General features: G+C 64.9%; 13 protein-coding genes. All 13 read left to right on the top strand.

The features are described 5' to 3' along the window. The 13 genes from QMK33_RS18740 (at position 1) to QMK33_RS18680 (ending at position 18,654) form a co-directional block, all read left to right on the top strand. Positions 1 to 513 (top strand): nucleoside deaminase, encoded by a 513-nt coding sequence (locus QMK33_RS18740; RefSeq protein WP_283566151.1) that lies wholly within the window; start codon positions 1 to 3, stop codon positions 511 to 513. A gap of 1,229 nt (positions 514 to 1,742) precedes the next feature. Then, a complete protein-coding gene (locus QMK33_RS18735; protein WP_283566150.1) occupies positions 1,743 to 2,528 on the top strand; it encodes a polysaccharide biosynthesis/export family protein in 786 nt (261 codons plus the stop codon). A gap of 52 nt (positions 2,529 to 2,580) precedes the next feature. Next, positions 2,581 to 4,971 carry a polysaccharide biosynthesis tyrosine autokinase gene (locus QMK33_RS18730; protein ID WP_283566149.1) on the top strand — a complete coding sequence of 797 codons (2,391 nt, stop codon included), beginning with the start codon at positions 2,581 to 2,583 and terminating at the stop codon, positions 4,969 to 4,971. A gap of 27 nt (positions 4,972 to 4,998) precedes the next feature. After that, positions 4,999 to 6,597 carry a lipopolysaccharide biosynthesis protein gene (locus QMK33_RS18725; protein WP_283566148.1) on the top strand — a complete coding sequence of 533 codons (1,599 nt, stop codon included), beginning with the start codon at positions 4,999 to 5,001 and terminating at the stop codon, positions 6,595 to 6,597. Between the two features lie 30 nt (positions 6,598 to 6,627). After that, complete coding sequence (locus QMK33_RS18720; protein ID WP_283566147.1) at positions 6,628 to 7,914, top strand: O-antigen ligase family protein; 1,287 nt, start codon at positions 6,628 to 6,630, stop codon at positions 7,912 to 7,914. A gap of 231 nt (positions 7,915 to 8,145) precedes the next feature. Beyond that, positions 8,146 to 9,417: a glycosyltransferase family 4 protein gene (locus tag QMK33_RS18715; RefSeq protein ID WP_283566146.1), complete on the top strand. Its 1,272-nt coding sequence runs from the start codon at positions 8,146 to 8,148 to the stop codon at positions 9,415 to 9,417. Next, positions 9,414 to 10,424 (top strand): nucleotide-diphospho-sugar transferase, encoded by a 1,011-nt coding sequence (locus QMK33_RS18710; protein ID WP_283566145.1) that lies wholly within the window; start codon positions 9,414 to 9,416, stop codon positions 10,422 to 10,424. The genes QMK33_RS18715 and QMK33_RS18710 overlap by 4 nt, the downstream gene beginning before the upstream one ends. Beyond that, on the top strand, positions 10,421 to 11,716 hold the full coding sequence (locus QMK33_RS18705) for a glycosyltransferase family 4 protein (protein ID WP_283566144.1): 1,296 nt from the start codon (positions 10,421 to 10,423) through the stop codon (positions 11,714 to 11,716). The genes QMK33_RS18710 and QMK33_RS18705 overlap by 4 nt, the downstream gene beginning before the upstream one ends. Before the next feature lie 70 nt (positions 11,717 to 11,786). Beyond that, on the top strand, positions 11,787 to 12,626 hold the full coding sequence (locus tag QMK33_RS18700) for a glycosyltransferase family 2 protein (RefSeq protein ID WP_283566143.1): 840 nt from the start codon (positions 11,787 to 11,789) through the stop codon (positions 12,624 to 12,626). 33 nt (positions 12,627 to 12,659) lie between these two features. Beyond that, positions 12,660 to 13,865: a glycosyltransferase gene (locus QMK33_RS18695; protein WP_283566142.1), complete on the top strand. Its 1,206-nt coding sequence runs from the start codon at positions 12,660 to 12,662 to the stop codon at positions 13,863 to 13,865. A gap of 87 nt (positions 13,866 to 13,952) precedes the next feature. After that, positions 13,953 to 14,216, top strand: coding sequence for a hypothetical protein (locus tag QMK33_RS18690; RefSeq protein WP_283566141.1), 264 nt, complete (start codon positions 13,953 to 13,955; stop codon positions 14,214 to 14,216). Between the two features lie 244 nt (positions 14,217 to 14,460). Beyond that, positions 14,461 to 17,079, top strand: coding sequence for a T9SS type A sorting domain-containing protein (locus tag QMK33_RS18685; protein WP_283566140.1), 2,619 nt, complete (start codon positions 14,461 to 14,463; stop codon positions 17,077 to 17,079). A 354-nt stretch (positions 17,080 to 17,433) separates the two neighbouring features. Next, the gene (locus tag QMK33_RS18680; RefSeq protein ID WP_283566139.1) at positions 17,434 to 18,654 is read left to right on the top strand and encodes a glycosyltransferase family 61 protein; all 1,221 of its coding nucleotides are present in this window, start codon (positions 17,434 to 17,436) and stop codon (positions 18,652 to 18,654) included. Position 18,655: the final 1 nt, after the last annotated feature.

Here is an 18,655-nt window from a genome sequence, read left to right as displayed (position 1 = left end):
ATGCCTAACATTCTTACTGACAAGGACTTGTATCACCTGGGCCACTGCCTGGCGCTGGCCACCGAAGCCCTGCAAGCGGGCGATGAACCCTTTGGCTCCATCCTGGTGGGGGCCGGGGGCGAGGTGCTGGCCCAGGCCCGCAACCGCGTTAATGAGCTGAACCACCTGGCCCACCCCGAGCTGGAACTGGCGCAGTGGGCCGCCACCCACCTGCCGCCCGCCGCGCGCGCCACCGCCACCCTCTACACTAGTGGCGAGCACTGCCCCATGTGTGCCACCGCCCACGGCTGGGTGGGCCTGGGCAAGATAGTATATCTCAGCTCAAGCTCGCAGTTAACTCAGTGGCTCAAGGAGTTGGGGGTACCCGAGGCACCCATTCGGTTTGTGCCGGTGCAGGATATTATCCGCAATGCCGAGGTAGCGGGCCCCGCCAGCGGCGAACTGCTGCAGGCAATAAGGGCCCTGCATGTAGCCTACCACACGCCGCCGCCGGGCACGGCGGACCAGCAGTAGCCGGCCGCGCAGGGCGCGGCTGCCACGCAACGCGCCGCGGGGAGTAGTGAACAAGACGGCGAGCTGTTTCTCAAACGGCTGCCCACCACCCTTGGCTGCGCTTTACGCGGACTTTGCCCCGCGCCGGATAACCTGCACGACGGGCGTGGAAACCAGCCGCGCGCGACCGCGCGCCCGCACCTTTTATAGTATGAGCCTGCTGGCTAGAGTGGTTTCCAAGCCAGGGTACAGATTGGCTGGGGCGGGCTACCGGGGTTGAGCCGGCAGCCCGCTCGTTGCTAGAATGGGCGGCGCGAACGGCGAGCGGACAGCTGGCTCAACCCCGGCAGCCCGCCCCGTACCCTGACTTGAGAAATGCGCTAAGCTTGTGGTGCTATTGCGCAATCGGGTCGTTTTGGCGTTCGCCTGCCCCTGGCAGTTGCGTTCTGGCGGGGCGCGCCCCATGTAGCCCGCCTGCCTAACATCCTACTTAAAAAAGAGGAGGACACACCGCTGCGGGGTGTTATACTCGCCCAAAAGTGGATTCAAAAAACGACCTGAAAGACTGCATTGCCCGCCCGCAAAAACCACCCGGAGTACGGGCGTTTTTTGGACTAGCTGCTTCTGCCTTGGGTAACTGCGTACTGCTTGAACTCGCCGGGGCCGCTACGGGGCTCCTGTAAATTACTGCCCGCGCGCAGTTCGTGCTGCCAGGGCTCCGTGCTAGCCCGGCGGCTACTCCTCTTGCGTGGCACGCCGAGCACCCGAGCCTGCCCGGCACAAAGTGCACCTGCTTGCTTCTTTGCGCACCTAGTCAGCATTTTAGCGCGGGGCATTTCCAACGGGCGCGAGTAGGGCCGCTATAGGCGTGGGTAAGAATGACAAAAGTCAGGATGCAAAATGATGCTGGTCAATTGGGCGGCCAGGGGGCAGGGCACACCTTTGCCTATGAGAGCCAATAAGCATTATTCCAAGGATGAGTAAAATAAAAAGACTTTGTCAGCGACCCTTGGCTTGGCCAGGTGGCGGAGCTGGTGCGGCGGCAAGCAGCCACAAAATGGCTTTGGGGCAGCCCCGGTTTTTTTAGGCCAAACATGATATTAGTCATATTTCGTCTTAAAAATTTCACTTTACTTTGTTTATCGACTTTCAGCTATTTGCAGGTTCTACCGTTTTGCTTAGTTGAAAAGGCTAGGCAGCATCTGCGCCGAACCTTGCCTACCCCTCACGCACTCATTTCTTCTTCGCATATGCGAACACCGCTATTCTGCTTCCGGTTTTTGATACCCCTGGTGTGCGCCTTGCTGGCGCAGGGCTGCATTTCGCAGCGCCAATTACCTTATTTACAGAGCACTAGCTACTCACTGGCGCAGCCGCAGGAAACGGTGGCGGCGCGGCCGGTATACCACATTCAGCCCAGCGACGTGCTCTCCATTCGGGTGCAGAGCGTGCAGCCCGAGCTCAACGACCTGTTCAACATCTCGGATGCGCGCAGCCTGGGGGCCAGCGACCCCAGCACGCTGTATCTCAACGGCTACTCGGTGAATGCGGAGGGCCAGATTAGCCTGCCCACCGTGGGTAAGCTGCAAGTGGGCGGCCTCTCGGTAGAGCAGGTGCAGGCGCTGGTGCAGCAGCGGGTAACCAGCTTTGCCAGTGGGGCCAACGTGCTGGTGAAGCTCATCAGCTTCAAGCTCACGGTGCTGGGTGAGGTGCGCACGCCGGGCCGGTACTTCGTGTACAACGGGCAGGCCAATGTGCTGGAAGCGCTGGGCCTGGCCGGCGACCTCACCGAATTTGGTAACCGCCAGAACGTCAAGCTTATCCGCCAAACCCCTAAGGGCTCGGAGGTGGTGCTGCTCGACCTCACCGACCCGGCGCTGCTGCGCTCGCCCTACTACTACCTGCTGCCCAACGACGCGCTGTACGTGGAGCCGCTGAAGGCCCGCACCAGCCGCGCCAACGCCAACAACCTGGGGATTGTGTTTGCCGGGATTTCGGCCATTGTATTGTTACTCAGCTATATCCGTCTCAACTAACGGATTTTAGCCCCTAGGTTTTTCCTTCATCGCTGCTTTTTCTTGCTGGCTTATGGCTTCCCAACCCTCCCTGACCCCACCGAGTGACGAGCTTGATTTGCACGCGCTGCTGTTTCGGATGCGGCGGCGCTGGCCGCTGTTTGCGGTGGGCCTGGCGGTGGCCGGCCTGCTGGCTTTTCTGTACCTGCGGGTAGCGCCGCCGGTATATGCCTTCCGGGCCACCATGCTGCTGGGCGACCAGGCCACGGGCTCGCGCCGGGCCCAGGAAATGATGCAGATGATGGAGGTGCCCACCAAGGGCATGAAAATGGAGGACGAGGTGGGCCTGCTCACCTCAGCGCGCATGGTGCGCGAAACCGTGAGCCGCCTGCCCTACGCGGTATCGTACTTTGTGGTGCCCGGCTCGTGGCTGAATGCCCTGCGCCCCCTGCAGGTGCGCGAGCAGCCGGCGGCGCTGGTGCCGTTTCGGGTGCAGGTGAGCCTGCGTGCCCCGCAGCTCACGGGGGTGCGCATATTTGTGACGCCCACCGGCCCCGGCCGCTACCGGGTGCAGGCCACCGCCGCCAAGGGCCAGCTCACGTACCTGCCCACCGGCGACCTGGTGCAGGAGCTGCCCGATGTGCAGCTCGACGAAACGGTGGCGGCCGGCGACTCGCTGCGCACCCCGCTGCTGCGCCTGGTGCTGACGCCGCAGCCGGGCGCTGACCAGGCCACGGCTGGCACGCGCTATTTCTTTGTGCTCAACGACTTGAATTCGGCCGCTGACCACTACGCGGGCGAGCTGTCGGTGCGGCCCATCGACCACGAGTCGCGCATTGTGGAGCTGCGCACCAAGGGCGCGGTGCCTGCCCAGGCCACCATGTTTCTGGACACCCTGATGGCCGTGTACACGGCGGCCGACCTGCGCGATAAAAACATGACGGGCCAGAAAACGGTGGCCTTTCTGGACGAGAAGATAGCCCGCCTGGCCGGCACGCGCCGGCAGGCCGCCGATGCGCTGTCCAGCTTCCGCACCTCGCGGGGCGTGGTGGATGTGGGGGCCCAGTCGTCGTCGGGCATTCAGCAGTTGAGCACCCTCGAAATGGCGCAGGCCAAGGCCCTCACCAGCCGCAAGTACTACCAGAACATGCTGCGCTACATGCACGATAACCAGGGCGCGGGCCAGCTGCTCTCGCCCAGCAGCGTGGGCGTTGAAAACCCGGTGCTCGACAACCTCATTCTGCAGCTCAACCAATTGAGCACCAAGCGGGCCGAGCTGGGCGTGAACGCCAGCGCTATTAACCCGATAGTGAAGAAGACCGACGAGGCCATTCGGGCCACCAAGGAATCGCTGGAGACGATGCTTACCAACATGAGCCAGGCCGCCGACATTGGCCTGCGCGACGTGACGGCCCAGCTAGGCCAGGTGCGCGGCCAGATGAGCCGCATGCCCGAAAATGAGCGGCAGCTGGCCGCCCTGCGCAGCGCCAACGACTTCAACGACAAGAACTACACCTTTTTGGAGGAGAAACGCAACGAGGCGACCGTGGCCCTGGCTACCAACGCCTCGGATAAGCACGTAGTGGACCGCGCCCGCCTGATGGGCGGCGGGGCCGAGGCCCCCAAGCCCCTGCTGGTGGGCCTGCTGGCGCTGCTGGCCGGGCTGGGCGGGCCGGTGGCCCTGGTACTGCTGCTCGACGTGGCCAACCGCCGCGTGCAGCGCCCCGAAGACCTGGCCCTGCTCACCACTATTCCGGTGCTGGGCCTGGTGGCGCACGGCACCACCCAGTTTAAGCCCCACTCGATGGCCAACCCCAAGGAGCCGATTACGGAGTCGTTCCGGTCCATGCGCGTGAACCTGCAATACCTGTCGGGCTCGGGCGATAAGAAGGTGCTGGGCATCACGTCGTCGGTGCCGGGCGAGGGCAAAACCTTTTGCGCCGTGAACCTGGCTACTGAGCTGGCCCTCAGCGGCCGGCGCGTGCTGCTGCTGGAGTGCGACCTGCGCCGCCCCACCGTGGCCAACTATTTCAACAAGCGCACCGGGCCCGGCCTGGCGGCCTACCTGGCGGGCCAGGCCACCCTCGACGAGGTGCGCCACCCCAGCGGCATTGAGGGCCTGGAGCTCATTTGCTGCGGCCCCGTGCCCCACAACCCCACCGTGCTGCTCGAAAGCCAGGCCATGAACACCCTCATGGAGCAGCTGCGCACCGACTACGACTACCTCGTGCTCGATACGCCCCCCATGGGCTACGTGGCCGAGTTCTTCGTGCTGATGCGCCACTTCGACGCCAGCCTCTACGTGGTGCGCCAGAACTACACCGACAAGGACATGCTGACCCAGATTGACGAGCTGTACCAGCAGCAGAAAATCGCCAACCTCTTCCTGGTGCTCAACGATGTGCACTTTGCCAAAACCTATGGCTACGGCCACAAGGCCAACGCTTACGCCTACGGCCAGTAGGCCGCCCGCCTCTCTCTATCCTTTGCTATGACGACCGGTACCCAACCCACCTCGCTGGGAGCCACGGCCCTGCGCGGTATAAAGTGGACGACTACGGCGGCCGTGCTCACGTCGGTAATGCAGGTAGGCTACACCGCCGTAATGGCTCGCCTGCTTGACCCCGCCGCCTTTGGGCTAGTGGCGCTGGCGGGCGTGGTGCTGCGCTTCGGCAGCTACTTTGCCGAAATGGGCCTGGGCCACGCCGTGGTGCAGCGCCCCCAGCTGAGCCCCAACGACTTGCGGGCGGCCTTCACGGGCTCGCTGCTGCTGGGCCTGGTGGTGGCGGCGGCGTTCTGGCTGCTGGCCCCGCTGGCGGTGCTGATACTCGACAACCCGGCGGTGGTGCCGCTGGTGCGGGCCCTGGCCCTGGGCTTCGTGATAACGTCGGTGGGCCTCACGGCCACCAGCGTGCTGCGCCGCGAAATGCGCTTCGACCTGCTGGCCAAGCTCGACGTGGTGACCTACGTGCTGGCCTACGGCGGCGTGGGCCTGGGCTGCGCCTGGGCCGGCGCGGGCGTATGGAGCCTGGTGGCGGCCACCCTGGCCCAGCAGCTCATTGCCAGCGTGGCCGCCTACACCCTGGTGCGGCACCCGGTGCGGCCGCTGCTGGGCTGGCAGCACTACGCCACGCTGGTGGGCTACGGCAGCCGGGTGTCGGCCATCAGCTTTCTGGAATTTATCAGCGGCAGCCTCGATACCCTGCTCATTGGGCGGCTGCTGGGGCCGGTGGCGCTGGGCCTCTACAACCGGGCCTACCTGCTGTTGTACCTGCCCATGTATTTTCTCACCCACAGCATTGCCAAGGTGGCGTTTCCGGCCTTTAGCCGGGTGCAGGAAAACGTGCCGCAGCTGCGCGGCATGTACCTGCGCAGCACCACGCTGGTAGCTACCCTGGTGCTGCCGCTGTGCGCGGGCGTGGCCGTGGCCGCCCCCGAAATGGTGCGGGTGCTGCTGGGGGCCAAGTGGGCCGCTTCGGTGCCGGTGCTGCAAGCGCTGTGCGTGGCCGTGCCCCTGAGCATGACGGCCATGTTTGCGGGCATTGTGGCCGATGCCCGCGCCAACCTGCACCGCAAGGTGGTGCTCAACTTGGAGGCTATCGTCATATTAGCCAGCTTGTTCTGGCTGCTGCGCGGCTACGGCATCCTGGGCGTGGCGGTGGCCCTGGGCCTGAGCGAGGCGCTGCGCACGCTGCTGTATATGCGCGTAACGCACCACGATGTGCAGGCCAGCTACGGGGCGCTGTTTGGGGTGTACCTGCCGGGGCTGCGCAACGCCGCGGTGGTGGGCGCGGGCATCTGGTTGGTTTCGGCCGGGCTGCGGCCGCTGGGCTGGCCCCCGGTGCTGGTATTTGGGCTGCAAATGCTGGCCGGGGCCGGGGCGCTGGCGGCGCTGCTGCTGGCCTGGCCGCCGCCCGAGCTGCACGCCGGCCTGTGGCAGGCGCTGCGGCGCGCCCAGGCCGCGCCGCGGCTACCCGCCTGGGCGCGCACCGGGCTGCACCGCTACGCCGCCCACCTGGGGCCGGCCGCCGGCCTGACGGCCCCGGTGCCCAACCCGGTCCTGACCGGCTCCGAAGCTTTGCTGGCCTGAGCCAGCCCCTTACTTCTCACTTCCCTTCACATGATAATCTCGACGCGCCCCCTCAAGCTGCTGCCGCTGGTGCTGGTGCTGGGCCTGGACCCCTCGGTGTGGGAGTTTTTTCTGAAGCCCGGCTCGGGCGATGACCCCGCGCTGGGCCAGCTGCAGCTGGCGCTGCTGGCCCTGGGGCTGGGGGCCGCCGTGTGGTACTGGCGCAGCATGGAGCCAGCCATGGGCCGCTTCATGCTGCTCACGGTAGCCTACCTGCTGGGGCTGATGCTGGATTCGTACGCCACGCACGGCACCTGGATTATTTACATGCACGTATTCAGCAAGGTGCTGGTACTCTTTATGCTATATGGCACCTACGGCTACTACCACCGGCGCGGCCTGCCGCCGCTGCGGCCGCTGGTGGGCCTGCTGCTGCTGCTGCTGGTAGTGAACCTGGCAACGCAGCACCCCGAGGCGCTCAGTCTCAAGGGGTTTTTGGATAATGAGCGGGGGTTTTCGGCCGACTCGGCGCTGCTGCTACTGCTGCCCACGCTGCTGTGCCTCAACTGGTTTTTGCAGCGGAGCAGCCCGTGGGCGCTGCTGGGGTTTTTCATTGGCCTCGTCCTGATAATCTTTTTGCAGCACCGCTCGGTGTGGATTGCCACGCTGGTGGCCCTGCCCATCAACCTGGTGCTGGGGCTGCGGCGCGTGCCGGGCCTGCGCATTTCGACGCAGCGCCTGGTGCTGCTGGTAGCGCTGCCGCTGGCCCTGGGCAGCGTGGCCGGGCTGGCCACGCTGCTGCAAAACCCCACGGCGGTCAAAAAGAAATTTGCCGATAACTACGAGGACCTCACCAAGGCCGATAAGCAGGGCACGGGCAGCTGGCGCGTCAAGCAAATGCAGTCGTACACGCCCCTGGTGGCCGAGCGGCCCCTGCTGGGCTGGCGCCTGGAGGGCTTCGAGGTGCCCATGCAGTTCTACGACCCCTCGTCGGACCAGCCCATGTGGCGCGATGGCACGGGGCACCACTTCCACAGCTTTTACCTCGACCGCATGTTTTACTTTGGCTGGCTGGGCGTGCTGCTGGTAGTAACGCCGCTGTGCATGCAGGTAATCAGGCGCCTGGCCAACCCCGCCCCGCTCACGGCCGAAACCGCCGCCCTCATCAGCCTGCTGGGCGGCTGCCTGGTATTTGGCCTGTCCTACGACTGGCCTCTCACCATTTACCCGGTGTGGGGGCTGCTGCTGGCCAGCGCCACGCCGCCGGCCCCCGTGCCCGCCGCACCCGCCCCGCGGCCTGCCTATGAGCCCGAACCGCTCCTTGCCCTTTCCCGTTAAGTAGTTGATTGTTAATATATTAACTATAAACTACTTAAATCATCTGTCATTGCGAGCGCAGCGCGGTAATCGCCCCAGAACGATACCCGAACGACTCGTTCGGGGGCGATTGCCGCGCTACGCTCGCAATGAACAGACTACTTTTTGCAAGTTCTGGGTTAACAGTAAATTATTCATAATTACCTATTAATCAGGTATAAAGTCAACCGCTCATCACGCCCTATTTCTGCTATGAAACCACTAAATATTCTCTGGCTGGCGGCGCACCCGCACCCGCGCGCCAACGAGGCGGGCGCCCCATGGGTGGTCAGCCTTATTCGCCAGCTGGCGGCCCGGCCCGCCGAGGTGGCCCTCACGGTGCTGGGCGTGGCTACCGGCCTGCCCGTGCCCGTAGAGCACTACGAGGAGCAGGGCGTGCGCTACATCTACCTCAACACGCCCGAGCGGCGCGAGGATATCCGCACGCTGTTTCGCCGCCGCGTGGCTTTGCTGCGCGCCTACGTGCAGGCCCACGGCCCGGCCTACGACCTCATTCATGTGCACGGCTGCGAGTCGCAGCTGCACGTGGCTACGGCGGGGCTGGCCATGCCGGTGCTGCTGTCGATGCAGGGCATTGTGTGGGAAAACCTGAAGCTGCTGCCCGAAATCAGCCCCATCCGGCGGTTTTTGTGGCTGCTGGCCAGCTACTACGAGCTGCGCTACCTGCCCCAGGTGCGCGACACCTCGTGCCGCACCACCTGGGATGCGGCCATGAGCCGGCGCTTTAACCCCGCCTGCCGCGTGCACCACAACTGGGAGATGATTCGGCCGGCGTTTTTTGAGCTCGACTGCGCCGCCACGCCCGGCCCCGAGCCGGGGCGGCCCCACCTGCTATTTGTGGGCGGCTCGCAAACCATGAAGGGCTACCGCCAGGTGCTGGAGGCCTTCGACCTCATTCGGCAGCAGGTGCCGGCCAAGCTCACCATTGTGGGCCAGACCGAGCCCGAGGTGGTGCAGCAACACATTAAGCGTAAGAAGCTTACGGCCATTGGCCCCGATGACCTGGAGCTGCGGGGCATGCAAAACACGGCCGCCCTGCAAGCCCTCATGCAGGAGTCGTTTTGCCTGCTGCACCCCTCCTACCTCGATAATAGCCCCAACACCGTGTGCGAGGCCCAGGTGGCGGGCCTGCCCGTGGTGGTAACGCTGGTGGGCGGCGTGGGCTCGCTGGTAACGCACGAGCGCACGGGCCTGGGCGCCCGCCTCGACCCGCGCGACATTGCCGACCAGGTGCTGCGCCTGTGCCGCGACGAGCCCCTGCGCCAGCGCCTGAGCCGCCAGGCCATGCGCGTGGCCCGCGCCCGCCACGACCCCGCCACCATTACGCAGCGCACCCTGGATATTTACCGCACTATGCTGGCCCGCGAGCGGCTGCCCGAGGGCGCGGAGATAGTGGTGGCGGCCGCGGAATTACAGACGGCAGAAGTGGCCTTATCCGTAGCGGCGGTGCCGCAGCTGCCATGAGCGCGGCCCGCCCCCCGCAGCCCGCGCCGCCGGTGCTGCTGCTGGTATTCAACCGGCCCGATACTACGCGGCAGGTGCTGGCGGCCATTCGGCGGGCGCGCCCGGCCCGCCTCTACGTGGCGGCCGACGGCCCCCGCCCCGGCCACCCCACCGATGCCGCCACCTGCGCGGCCACCCGCCAGCTGGTGCTCGACGGCATCGACTGGCCCTGCCAGGTGCAAACGCTGTTTCAGGACCAAAACCTGAACTGCGGCCTGGGCCCGGCCACGGCCATCAGCTGGTTTTTTGCGCACGAGCCCGAAGGCATTATTCTGGAAGATGACTGCGTGCCGGCCCCCAGCTTCTTCGGCTTTTGCCACGAGCTGCTGGCCCGCTACCGCCACGATGCCCGCGTGATGCACATTGGGGGTAATAATTTCAGCGCCGAGGGCCAGCAGCCGCCCCCGCCCGGCGCGCCCGCCTACTACTTTTCGGCGCAGGTAAACAGCTGGGGCTGGGCCACTTGGCGGCGGGCCTGGGCGCTGTTCGATTTCGACCTCACCAGCTTTGAGGCCGTGCGGGCCAGCGGGGCGCTGGGCCGGGCCTACAGCTCGGGGCTGGAGGCGCGCTACCGCCTGGGCAAGATAGCCGGGGTGCGCGCCCTGCCCGCCCCCGCCCACGTGTGGGACTACCAGTGGCACTTTGCAGTGGCTGCCAACTCGGGCCTGTGCATTGTGCCGGCTACCAACCTGGTGGGCAACATTGGCTTTGGCGACCACGCCACCCACACCCACAACGCCCACGACGAGCTGGCCGCCGTGCCCACCCACGAGCTGGCGTTTCCGCTCACCCACCCCCGCCACGTGCTGCGCGACCAGCGCCGCGACGCGCATTTTTTTCAGCAGTTTATGCTGAGCCGGGTCAAAAGCAAGCTCGGCCGCTGGCTGCCGGGGCTGCGGGCCGGCCCGCCGGCCCCGCCGGCGCCCGCCACTTTTTCCTCGCCACTTCTTACCCCTGAGCTACGATGAACATTCTCCTCTCGGCCTTCGCCTGCAACCCCGAGCAGGGTGGCGAAGGCGGCAACGCCTTTCACTGGGCCTGGGAATACGCCAGCACCGGGCAAAACGTGTGGTGCTTCACCGACCCCGAAAACCAGCCCGCCATAGCGACTTACCTGGCCCGCCACGCCACCGAGCCGGCCGCCCAGCGCCTGCACTTTCACTACCTGGCGGTGCCCGCGCTGGTGCAGTTTCTGTACCGCTGGCAGTTTGGAGTGTACCTGCACTATATGGTATGGCAGTTTCTGGCCTGGCGGCGGGCGCGGCCCCTGCAGCAGCAGGTGGGCTTCGATTTGGTGCACCACGTGTCGTACAGCAGCCTCAAGATGGGGTCGTGGCTGTGGCGGCTGGGCCGGCCCACGGTATATGGCCCGGTGGGCGGCGCCCAGAAGGCCCCGATAGCGTTCCGGCAGTACGTGCCCGATTGGTTTCGCACCGAAACCCTGCGCTCGGCCTTCACCTGGGTGCTCACGCATTTCGATTTCAACCTGCGCCAAAACCTGCGCAATACCACGCTGGTGCTGGCTTCTAATGATGAGTCGGCCGACCTGGCCCGCCACCTTGGGGCCAAGCAGGTGCAGCTGTTTCTGGATACCGGCCTGCCCGAAAAATTTCACGGCGCCGAGCTGCCCGTGCGCACGCCCGGCCCCGTGCTGCGCCTGCTGTGGGTGGGCCGCCTCTACCCCAACAAGGCCCTGCCCCTGGTGCTCGATGCCCTGCAGCAGGTAGACCCGCAGGTGCGCTGGCACCTCACCGTGCTCGGCGATGGGCCCCTGCGCGACCGCGTGCCCGGCTGGCTGGCCCAGTACCAGGTGGCCGACCGCGTAACCTGGCGCGGCGGCGTGCCGTGGCTCGAAGTGCGCGAAATGATGGAAACCCACGACGTATTTATGTTCGCCAGCCTGCGCGACTCCTTTGCCTCGCAGTTTATGGAGGCCATGGCCACTGGCCTGCCCATCATCACCCTCAACCACCAGGGCGCGCGCACCTTCATTCCGGCCGCGGCCGCCATTAAGGTGCCGGTCGAGAGCCCGGCCGCTACCAGCGCCGGCCTGGCCCGCGCCGTGGAGCACCTCTACCACCACCCCGCCGAGCGCCTGCGCATGGGCGAGGCCAGCTACGCCTTTGCCTGCGCCCAAACCTGGCCCGCCCGCGTGCAGCGCCTGCTGGCCCTGCTCGCCGATACGGGCGTGGTGGCCGGCGGGCAGCCGACCGCGCCGACCCGCGCCGACCATGTTGCCACGCAACTAGTTACCGGATAAGTAGTTAACTGCATTGAACTGCCCTGCGCGCGGGGCACCTCACGGGGCCCCGCGCAAATCTTCCCATCTCATGCTCTACATCGTTATTCCCGTTTTCAACCGGTGGGCGTTCACCCGCGACTGCCTGCTCTCGCTGCGGCAGCAAACCACCGCGGCGTTCCGCACCATTGTGGTCGATGATGGCTCGACCGACGGCACGGCCGCGGCGCTGGCCCGCGAGTTTGGGGAGGTGCTGGTAGAAACCGGCGACGGCAACCTGTTCTGGACGGCCGGCGTGAACCTGGGCATCCGGCGGGCCCTGGCCGAGGGGGCCACCCAGGTCATGACCCTCAATAACGACCTGGTGGCCGAGCCCGATTTTGTGGCCCAGATGCTGACCGCCGCCGCCCACCACCCCACCGCCGTGCTCGGGGCCCTGGAGCTGGACCTGGCCACCGGCGAGCCCGTGTACGGCGGCGAGCGGTTTGACTGGCTGCTGCACCGCCGCCACGATTTACTGCGCGAGCTGCCGCCCGCCGCCCGCCACGGCCTGCACCCCGTGTCGTACCTGCCGGGCCGGGGGCTGCTCATTCCGCGGGCGGTGCTGGAGCGCATCGGGCTGTTTGACGAAAAGCGCCTGCCCCACTACCTGGCCGACTACGACTACACCAGCGTGGCGCGCCGCCACGGCTTTCCGGTGCTCTGCAACTACGAGGCCCGCCTGCGCACCTACCCCGACGAAAGCGGCCAGGAACAAACGCGCCGCGTGCGCAGCCTGCGCGGCTACTACCAGCACCTGTTTGGCATTCGGGGCGGCGGCAACCTGCGCAATTTCACCCACTTCGCCCTCAAAAACTGCCCCCGGCCCTACGTACCCCTGTGCCTGCTCAACGGCTACACCCGCCGCCTGGTGGGCTATTTTTTGCACTAGCTGGCGCGCGGCTTTTTATATAAAGTGCTCATTATGAATAACTTGTTACTCACCGTAGCGCCGGCCGCGCCACCCGCGCCCGCGCCGGCCGCGCCCGGCGGCCCGCCGCGCAAGGTGCTGCACATTTTGCACGCGCTGCGTTTTAGCGGGGCCGAGATTATGCTGCGGGTAGCCGCCGCCGACTTTCGGGCGCAGGGGCTGGAGCTGCACATTCTCAGCGACTCGCCCCCGGCCGCCAGCGACTACGCCGCCACCCTGGAGGCGGCCGGCTACACCGTGCACTACCTGCCCTACGCCGCGGGCCAGCGGCCCGATATGCCCGCCCTGCGCCGATTTTTGCGCCAGCACCGCTTTGCCGTGGTGCACAACCACACCGAGCAGGATTTTTTCTGGTATGGCCTGGCGGCGCGGCAGGCGGGGGTGCCGCGCTTCGTACACACGGTGCACAACAACTTCAATTTCAAGGGCTTGGTGCGGGCCAAGCGGGCCACGCTGCGGCTGCTGGCGCGCCGGCTGCTGGGAGTGCGGTTCGTGGCCATTGGCGCGGCGGTGCAGGCCACCGAGCGGCGCGTGTGCTTCAACCCCACCACCCTGGTACCCAACTGGACGGATACAACGCGGTTTTTTCCGGCCCGCTCGGCCGCCGAGCGCACCCAGGCGCGCCAAGCCCTGGGGCTGGCCCCCGGGCAGCTGGTGCTGGTGTCGGTGGGTAGCTGCATCGAAAGCAAAAACCACCACGCCATTTTCACGGCCCTGAGCCTGCTGCCGCCCACCGTGGCGGCCCGCGTGGTGTACCTGCACGTGGGCGACGGCCACCTGCACGCCGCCGAGCAGGCCTACGCCGCCACCCTGAACCTGCGGGCCGAAGTGCGGTTTCTGGGCCAGCTGCAGGATATCCGCAGCGTGCTCATTGCCAGCGACATCTACCTGATGACGTCGCACTTCGAGGGCCTCAGCATCTCGCTGCTCGAAGCCCAGCAGTGCGCTGTGCCGGCGGTGGCCTACGACGCGCCGGGCCTGCGCGAGCTGGTGCGCGACCACCACACCGGCCGCCTCGTGGCCCCGCAGCCCGGCGCGTTGGCTACGGCCCTGGCCGAGTTGGCCGCGGCCCCCCAGCTGCGGGCGCAGCTGGGCCAGGCCGGCTACCAGCAGGCCCAGCAACAGTTCAGCTTAACGCGGTCGCTGCGGCGGCTGCTGGCCCTTTATGCACCCGGCCAGTACGCCGAAGGGAGTAGTTAGTAGGCTGTTTTTTAAGGTAGTTAGCAAAAAAAAACTGTTTTTTCGCGGTAGCCAAAAATTAGCCTCTCGGTAGCGAGAGGCTAATTTTTGGCTTTTGAATTTACAATGACTCTTCTTAAAGTTCAATCGCGATTTTCTAATAGAGTTGTCAGATTTGTAGGGGCCGAGTATATTTGTAGTGGCCTCACGCAGAGGCTTTATGTTTTTTTGTTGTTTAAGGCAGCAGGCACGCTGTTCCGTTTGCTGCAGACCAAATTATTTCATACAGATTTTATTTGGTCTGCAACTATCAAAAAAGTGCCGCCGGTGTTGTTGGATGAGAGGAGAGAAATGAGTTTACCACGGCAATAGCCTCACTAATTCAAGGGTTTACCTAGGTTCAGCTAGCTGGCCTGCCTATTACTCACCCAGGTTGCTCCTGCGTGCGGATGGCTACTTTACACCTAATTTTCAAGAATGACAATAAGTTTATTTAACTAGTTTTAGCCGCATTCAAAAATAGGGTTAAACTACTTTTTATTTTTTCTGCTCACTAGTGGGATTACTAAAATCATTAAAAATTCATCTTAACGGATACTTGATTCTTATCGGAATAATGCAAAAAAAGTCATTTACCATTGCCGTGCCGGCTGCGTATGCAACGCGCCTTATCGGCACCCAGCTCACGGGCTGGCTACTCATGGTGCTACTGCTACTTAATGCGGCCTGCGGGCAAGCCCAGGTTCCCGGCGTAACGTTTTCGGAGCCCCTGATTATTACCAAGGGGGGTACCTACACCGGCAATTATAAGAGTACCAACTCGGTGGTACCGGCCGTTTCTATCCGGACTACGGAACCGGTAATTTTGCAAAACTGCACCCTGGTGGGACCGGGCGAGCTGATTTATGCCGACCGCACGGGCACCGACCTCACCGTGCGCGAGTGCCGGGGCTACGGCACCACCCCCACCATCGACAACAAGCAGAAAGGGGAGTTCCTGTATATGCTGCGGGGCAAAAACCTGGTGATGGAGCACAACTACCTGGAGCAAACCAAGGGCGTGACGCTGGACCGCTGGGTGGGCGATGGCTCGGCGAGCCAGACCATCCGGATGCGCTACAACCAGGTCGTTAACCTCGATGCGCGCACCCGCAACGGCAGTACCAACTCGGGCTGCTTTGCGCTGTTCAACACTGTGCAGCACCTGGCCAACGTGGACATCAGCTGGAACCAGGTGGTTTCGGAGCCCAACAAAAGCTCATCGGGCGACATCATCAACCTGTTTTCGAGCAGCGGCACCGAGAGCAGCCCCATCCGTATTCACGACAACTACTTACAGGGCTCGTACCCGGTGGTAGCTACCTCGGGCGATTTTTCGGGCTCGGGCTTTACCACCGACGGCGACGGCAACACGGCGGCCACCTGCACCCGCTTTTTCCGGCTCGACCACAACCAGTTTGTCAGCAACTGCAACGGGGCCATTAACCTGCCCGTGGGGCGCAATGGCGAGATAGACCATAACCGCGTGGTAATGAGCGCATATTTGCCCAACGGCAGCAAGTTGGTGGCCGTGTATGCCGGCATCTACCCGTCTAACTTCTACCGCAAGCTGCCGCGGGAGGCCTTTGGCGACTTCTCGATTCACGACAACGTGGTGGGCTACGTATCGCACGGGCCCAACAAGCCCTACCCCAACCGCTTCGACATCGCGGACGACAACAAGAGCTTCAACCAGCAGTTCAACATCACGTTTGGCAACAACACCAGCCTGCCCAACCCCATCACCTACCAAACGGAGCAAAACGAGCTGGTGCTGTGGCAGCAAAAGCTGCAGGAAAATAACGTGACGCCGGGCCTCACCTCCGGCACGAAGCCTACCATAGCGGCCCCGGCCCCCGCCCCGGAACCGGCCCCGGAACCAACTCCCGCCCCCGCCCCCGCCCCCGCCCCAGGCTCGGGCCAGAAGTTTTTCCGGGCCTTCAACATTAATGGCAATGCCACCACCATCGACGGCAACAGCTGGAACGCCGGTGCCGGCACGGGCCTGCGCGTGAGCGGGGCCAGTACGTTTGCCAACCAGGGCGTAGCCCTGACCCCGGCCGCCGATGCCAGCCGGGCCGCCATGCTGCGCTCCAGCGCCTACGGCAACAACGTGGTGCTAACCGCATCCAGCGTGCCCAACGACAGCTACCTGGTGTACCTGCACGTGTGGGAAGACAACGATGCTGAAACGTTTAACGTGTTGGTAAACGGCAAGGTGGCGCAGGCCAGCTACAACAGCGGCGCGGCTGGCCACTGGGACCGCCTCGGCCCCTACCCGGCCACCGCCACCAATGGCACGCTCACCGTGGGCACCAGCGGCGGCACCGCCAACGTGTCGGGCCTTGAGCTGTGGACCGCCGGCGGCAGCACCGCTACCGCGCCGGCCCCCGTGCCCACCCCCCCCACCACCGAGCCCACCACCACCAGCTTCTACCGGGCCATCAACCTGAACGGCAGCGCCGCCACCATCGACGGCAACCCCTGGGAGGGCTCTTCGGCCCCCAGCTACTCGGCCAATGGCAGCGCGTATAGCCTGCAAAGCCAGGGCCTTGCGCCCAGCACCGATGCCAACCGGGCCACCATGCTGCGCTCGTGCCAGTACGGCAACAACCTCAGCTTTCAGCTGACCAACGTGCCCAGCGGTACCTACCTGGTATCGGCCTACGTGTGGGAAGACAACTTCTCCGAAACCTATAGCCTGGCCCTGAACGGCCAGACGGTGGCCAGCAACCTCAAAACCGGCGCGGCCGGTGCCTGGGCCAAGGTAGGCCCCTACCCGGTTACCGTCAGCAATGGCACCATTAAGCTCACTGGCAGCGGCGGCACCGTCAACCTGTCGGGCGTGGAGGTGTGGCAGCAAGCCAGCAGCGCCAGCCTGGCCAGCACCCTGAGCAGCAGCGCCGTAGCTGCCCATAGTGCCGTAGCTACCGCCCCGGCCAGCCTCTACCCCAATCCGCTCGGCAGCGGCCAGTCGCGGGTGCAGGTAGAAGCCACCGTGGCCCAGGCCGAGCAAGTAGTGGTGCAAGTGCTCTCGCACATGGGCACGCTGCTGCGCCAGGCCACGCTCAACTTCCCGGCCGGCCTGTCGAGCCAGCTGCTGGAGGTGGGCGACTTGGCCCCCGGCACCTACGTGGTGCGTTTTGCCAGCGGCTCGCTGCAAGGCAAAACCATTGGCTTGCTCAAAAGCGAGTAGCCGCCTGCTACCGCCTGTTTACCGAGCGCTTTTGGAAGGAATTAAAAATGAAGGATTAAAAATTTAATTACCAGTTTCTTAGCTGCTAATTTTTAATCCTTCATTTTTAATTCCCCCCAAAGGCGTTGTCAAAAAGGCCTGCTCCCAACTGGGGGCAGGCCTTTTTGGCGTGGCGCCCGGCTGAGAAATTTGCGCGGCGCGGCTAGTTGGCGGGAAGTGAGGAAAATCAATGTGGCGGGCCCGGGGGCCGCCTACTTTTAGCTCGCCAAGGGCCGCTAGTTAGCCCTGGCACTCTGCGGGTTGCGGCCTGTGCTGCTTTTTTCAACCCCGCCCTCCCATTCTCACTCTTTGGCTATGCTACAACGAATACAACGCCGCGCCGGCCGCATACTGCGCGAACTGGTGCCCCACAACCTGCACTACCGCCCGGTGGGTGTGCACGCCGAAAGCCAGCCCCTGGCCGCCCGCGCCGGCAGCGGGGCCGCCTACCACGAGATAATGCCCGCCCACACCTCGCGGCTCGCCTTCTCGGCCGAGTTCTACGACCTGTGCGTGCCCTACGAGAAGCCCGCCCGCGAGGAAGCCACGCCGCCCGCCTTCGTGCTCACGCTGGCGCAGGGCCGCGTGTATGCCGACAATTACGACAGCGTGGCCGTGATAGCCGCCGACGGCCGGCTGGTGGGCGATGCCTCTTTTCAGTTTGCCAAAAAGGTCTGGAACCTGATTCGGCCCGAGGACAACAACATTTTTCGGCAGCGGTATTTTTTGCCGCCCGTGCCGGTGGCCGGCACCGTGTGCAGCCTGCTGAGCGGCGGCGGCGCGGCCATGGGCAACTACTCGCACTGGCTACTCGACTCGCTGCCCCGCCTGCACTTGGTGCGCGAAGCGGGCCTCTGGCAATCAATTGATTACTTCCTGGTGTACGACCGTCACAACCGCTTTGTGCAGGAAACCATGGGCCTGCTGGGCGTGGCCCCCGAGCGCCTGCTCGACGTGCAAACCCACCGCCACCTGCTGGCCGACCGGCTGGTGGTGCCCTCGGCCGTGCGCGGGCGCGGGCGGCACTTCCCGCGCTGGACCTTCGACTTTATGCGCACGGCCTACCTGGCGGCCGCCGCCCGGGTAACGCGGCAGTTTAGCCCGCTCGTGTACATCAGCCGGCGCGATGCCGCCGTGCGCCGCGTGCGCAACGAGGCCGAGGTAGAGGCCCTGCTGCACCCGCTGGGCTTCGCCACCTACGCCCTGAGCGACCTGAGCTTTGCCGAGAAAGTAGCCCTGTTTGCCCAGGCCCGCGTGCTGGTGTCGCCGGTGGGGGCCGGGCTGGCCAATATCGGCTTTTGCGCGCCCGGCACCACGCTGGTCGAGCTGCTGCCCTACCACTTTGTGGTGGCCGATTTTCTGGAAATGTCGGCCCGCCTCGACATGCACCACTACCCGCTGGTGAGCGCCGGCACGGGCGACGGGGCCGGGGCCGGGGCCGACCGCCTCGGCGACCTCACCGTGGACGTGCCGGCCCTGGCCCAGCTGCTGGCCACGGCGCGCGCGCAGGCTCCGGCACTGACAGAGGCAAGTTAGT

The sequence above is a fragment of the Hymenobacter sp. H14-R3 genome, from assembly GCF_030063445.1.
Taxonomy (GTDB): Bacteria; Bacteroidota; Bacteroidia; order Cytophagales; family Hymenobacteraceae; genus Hymenobacter.
This window is presented reverse-complemented; position numbering and strand designations above follow the sequence as displayed.

Bases quoted from the DNA above. Each gene is read 5' to 3' on its own strand.
- QMK33_RS18735 (WP_283566150.1), top strand. From the start codon at position 1,743: ATGCGAACACCGCTATTCTGCTTCCGGTTTTTGATACCCCTGGTGTGC.
- QMK33_RS18705 (WP_283566144.1), top strand. From the start codon at position 10,421: ATGAACATTCTCCTCTCGGCCTTCGCCTGCAACCCCGAGCAGGGTGGC.
- QMK33_RS18740 (WP_283566151.1), top strand. From the start codon at position 1: ATGCCTAACATTCTTACTGACAAGGACTTGTATCACCTGGGCCACTGC.
- QMK33_RS18700 (WP_283566143.1), top strand. From the start codon at position 11,787: ATGCTCTACATCGTTATTCCCGTTTTCAACCGGTGGGCGTTCACCCGC.
- QMK33_RS18715 (WP_283566146.1), top strand. From the start codon at position 8,146: ATGAAACCACTAAATATTCTCTGGCTGGCGGCGCACCCGCACCCGCGC.
- QMK33_RS18685 (WP_283566140.1), top strand. From the start codon at position 14,461: ATGCAAAAAAAGTCATTTACCATTGCCGTGCCGGCTGCGTATGCAACG.
- QMK33_RS18695 (WP_283566142.1), top strand. From the start codon at position 12,660: ATGAATAACTTGTTACTCACCGTAGCGCCGGCCGCGCCACCCGCGCCC.
- QMK33_RS18730 (WP_283566149.1), top strand. From the start codon at position 2,581: ATGGCTTCCCAACCCTCCCTGACCCCACCGAGTGACGAGCTTGATTTG.
- QMK33_RS18710 (WP_283566145.1), top strand. From the start codon at position 9,414: ATGAGCGCGGCCCGCCCCCCGCAGCCCGCGCCGCCGGTGCTGCTGCTG.
- QMK33_RS18720 (WP_283566147.1), top strand. From the start codon at position 6,628: ATGATAATCTCGACGCGCCCCCTCAAGCTGCTGCCGCTGGTGCTGGTG.
- QMK33_RS18680 (WP_283566139.1), top strand. From the start codon at position 17,434: ATGCTACAACGAATACAACGCCGCGCCGGCCGCATACTGCGCGAACTG.
- QMK33_RS18725 (WP_283566148.1), top strand. From the start codon at position 4,999: ATGACGACCGGTACCCAACCCACCTCGCTGGGAGCCACGGCCCTGCGC.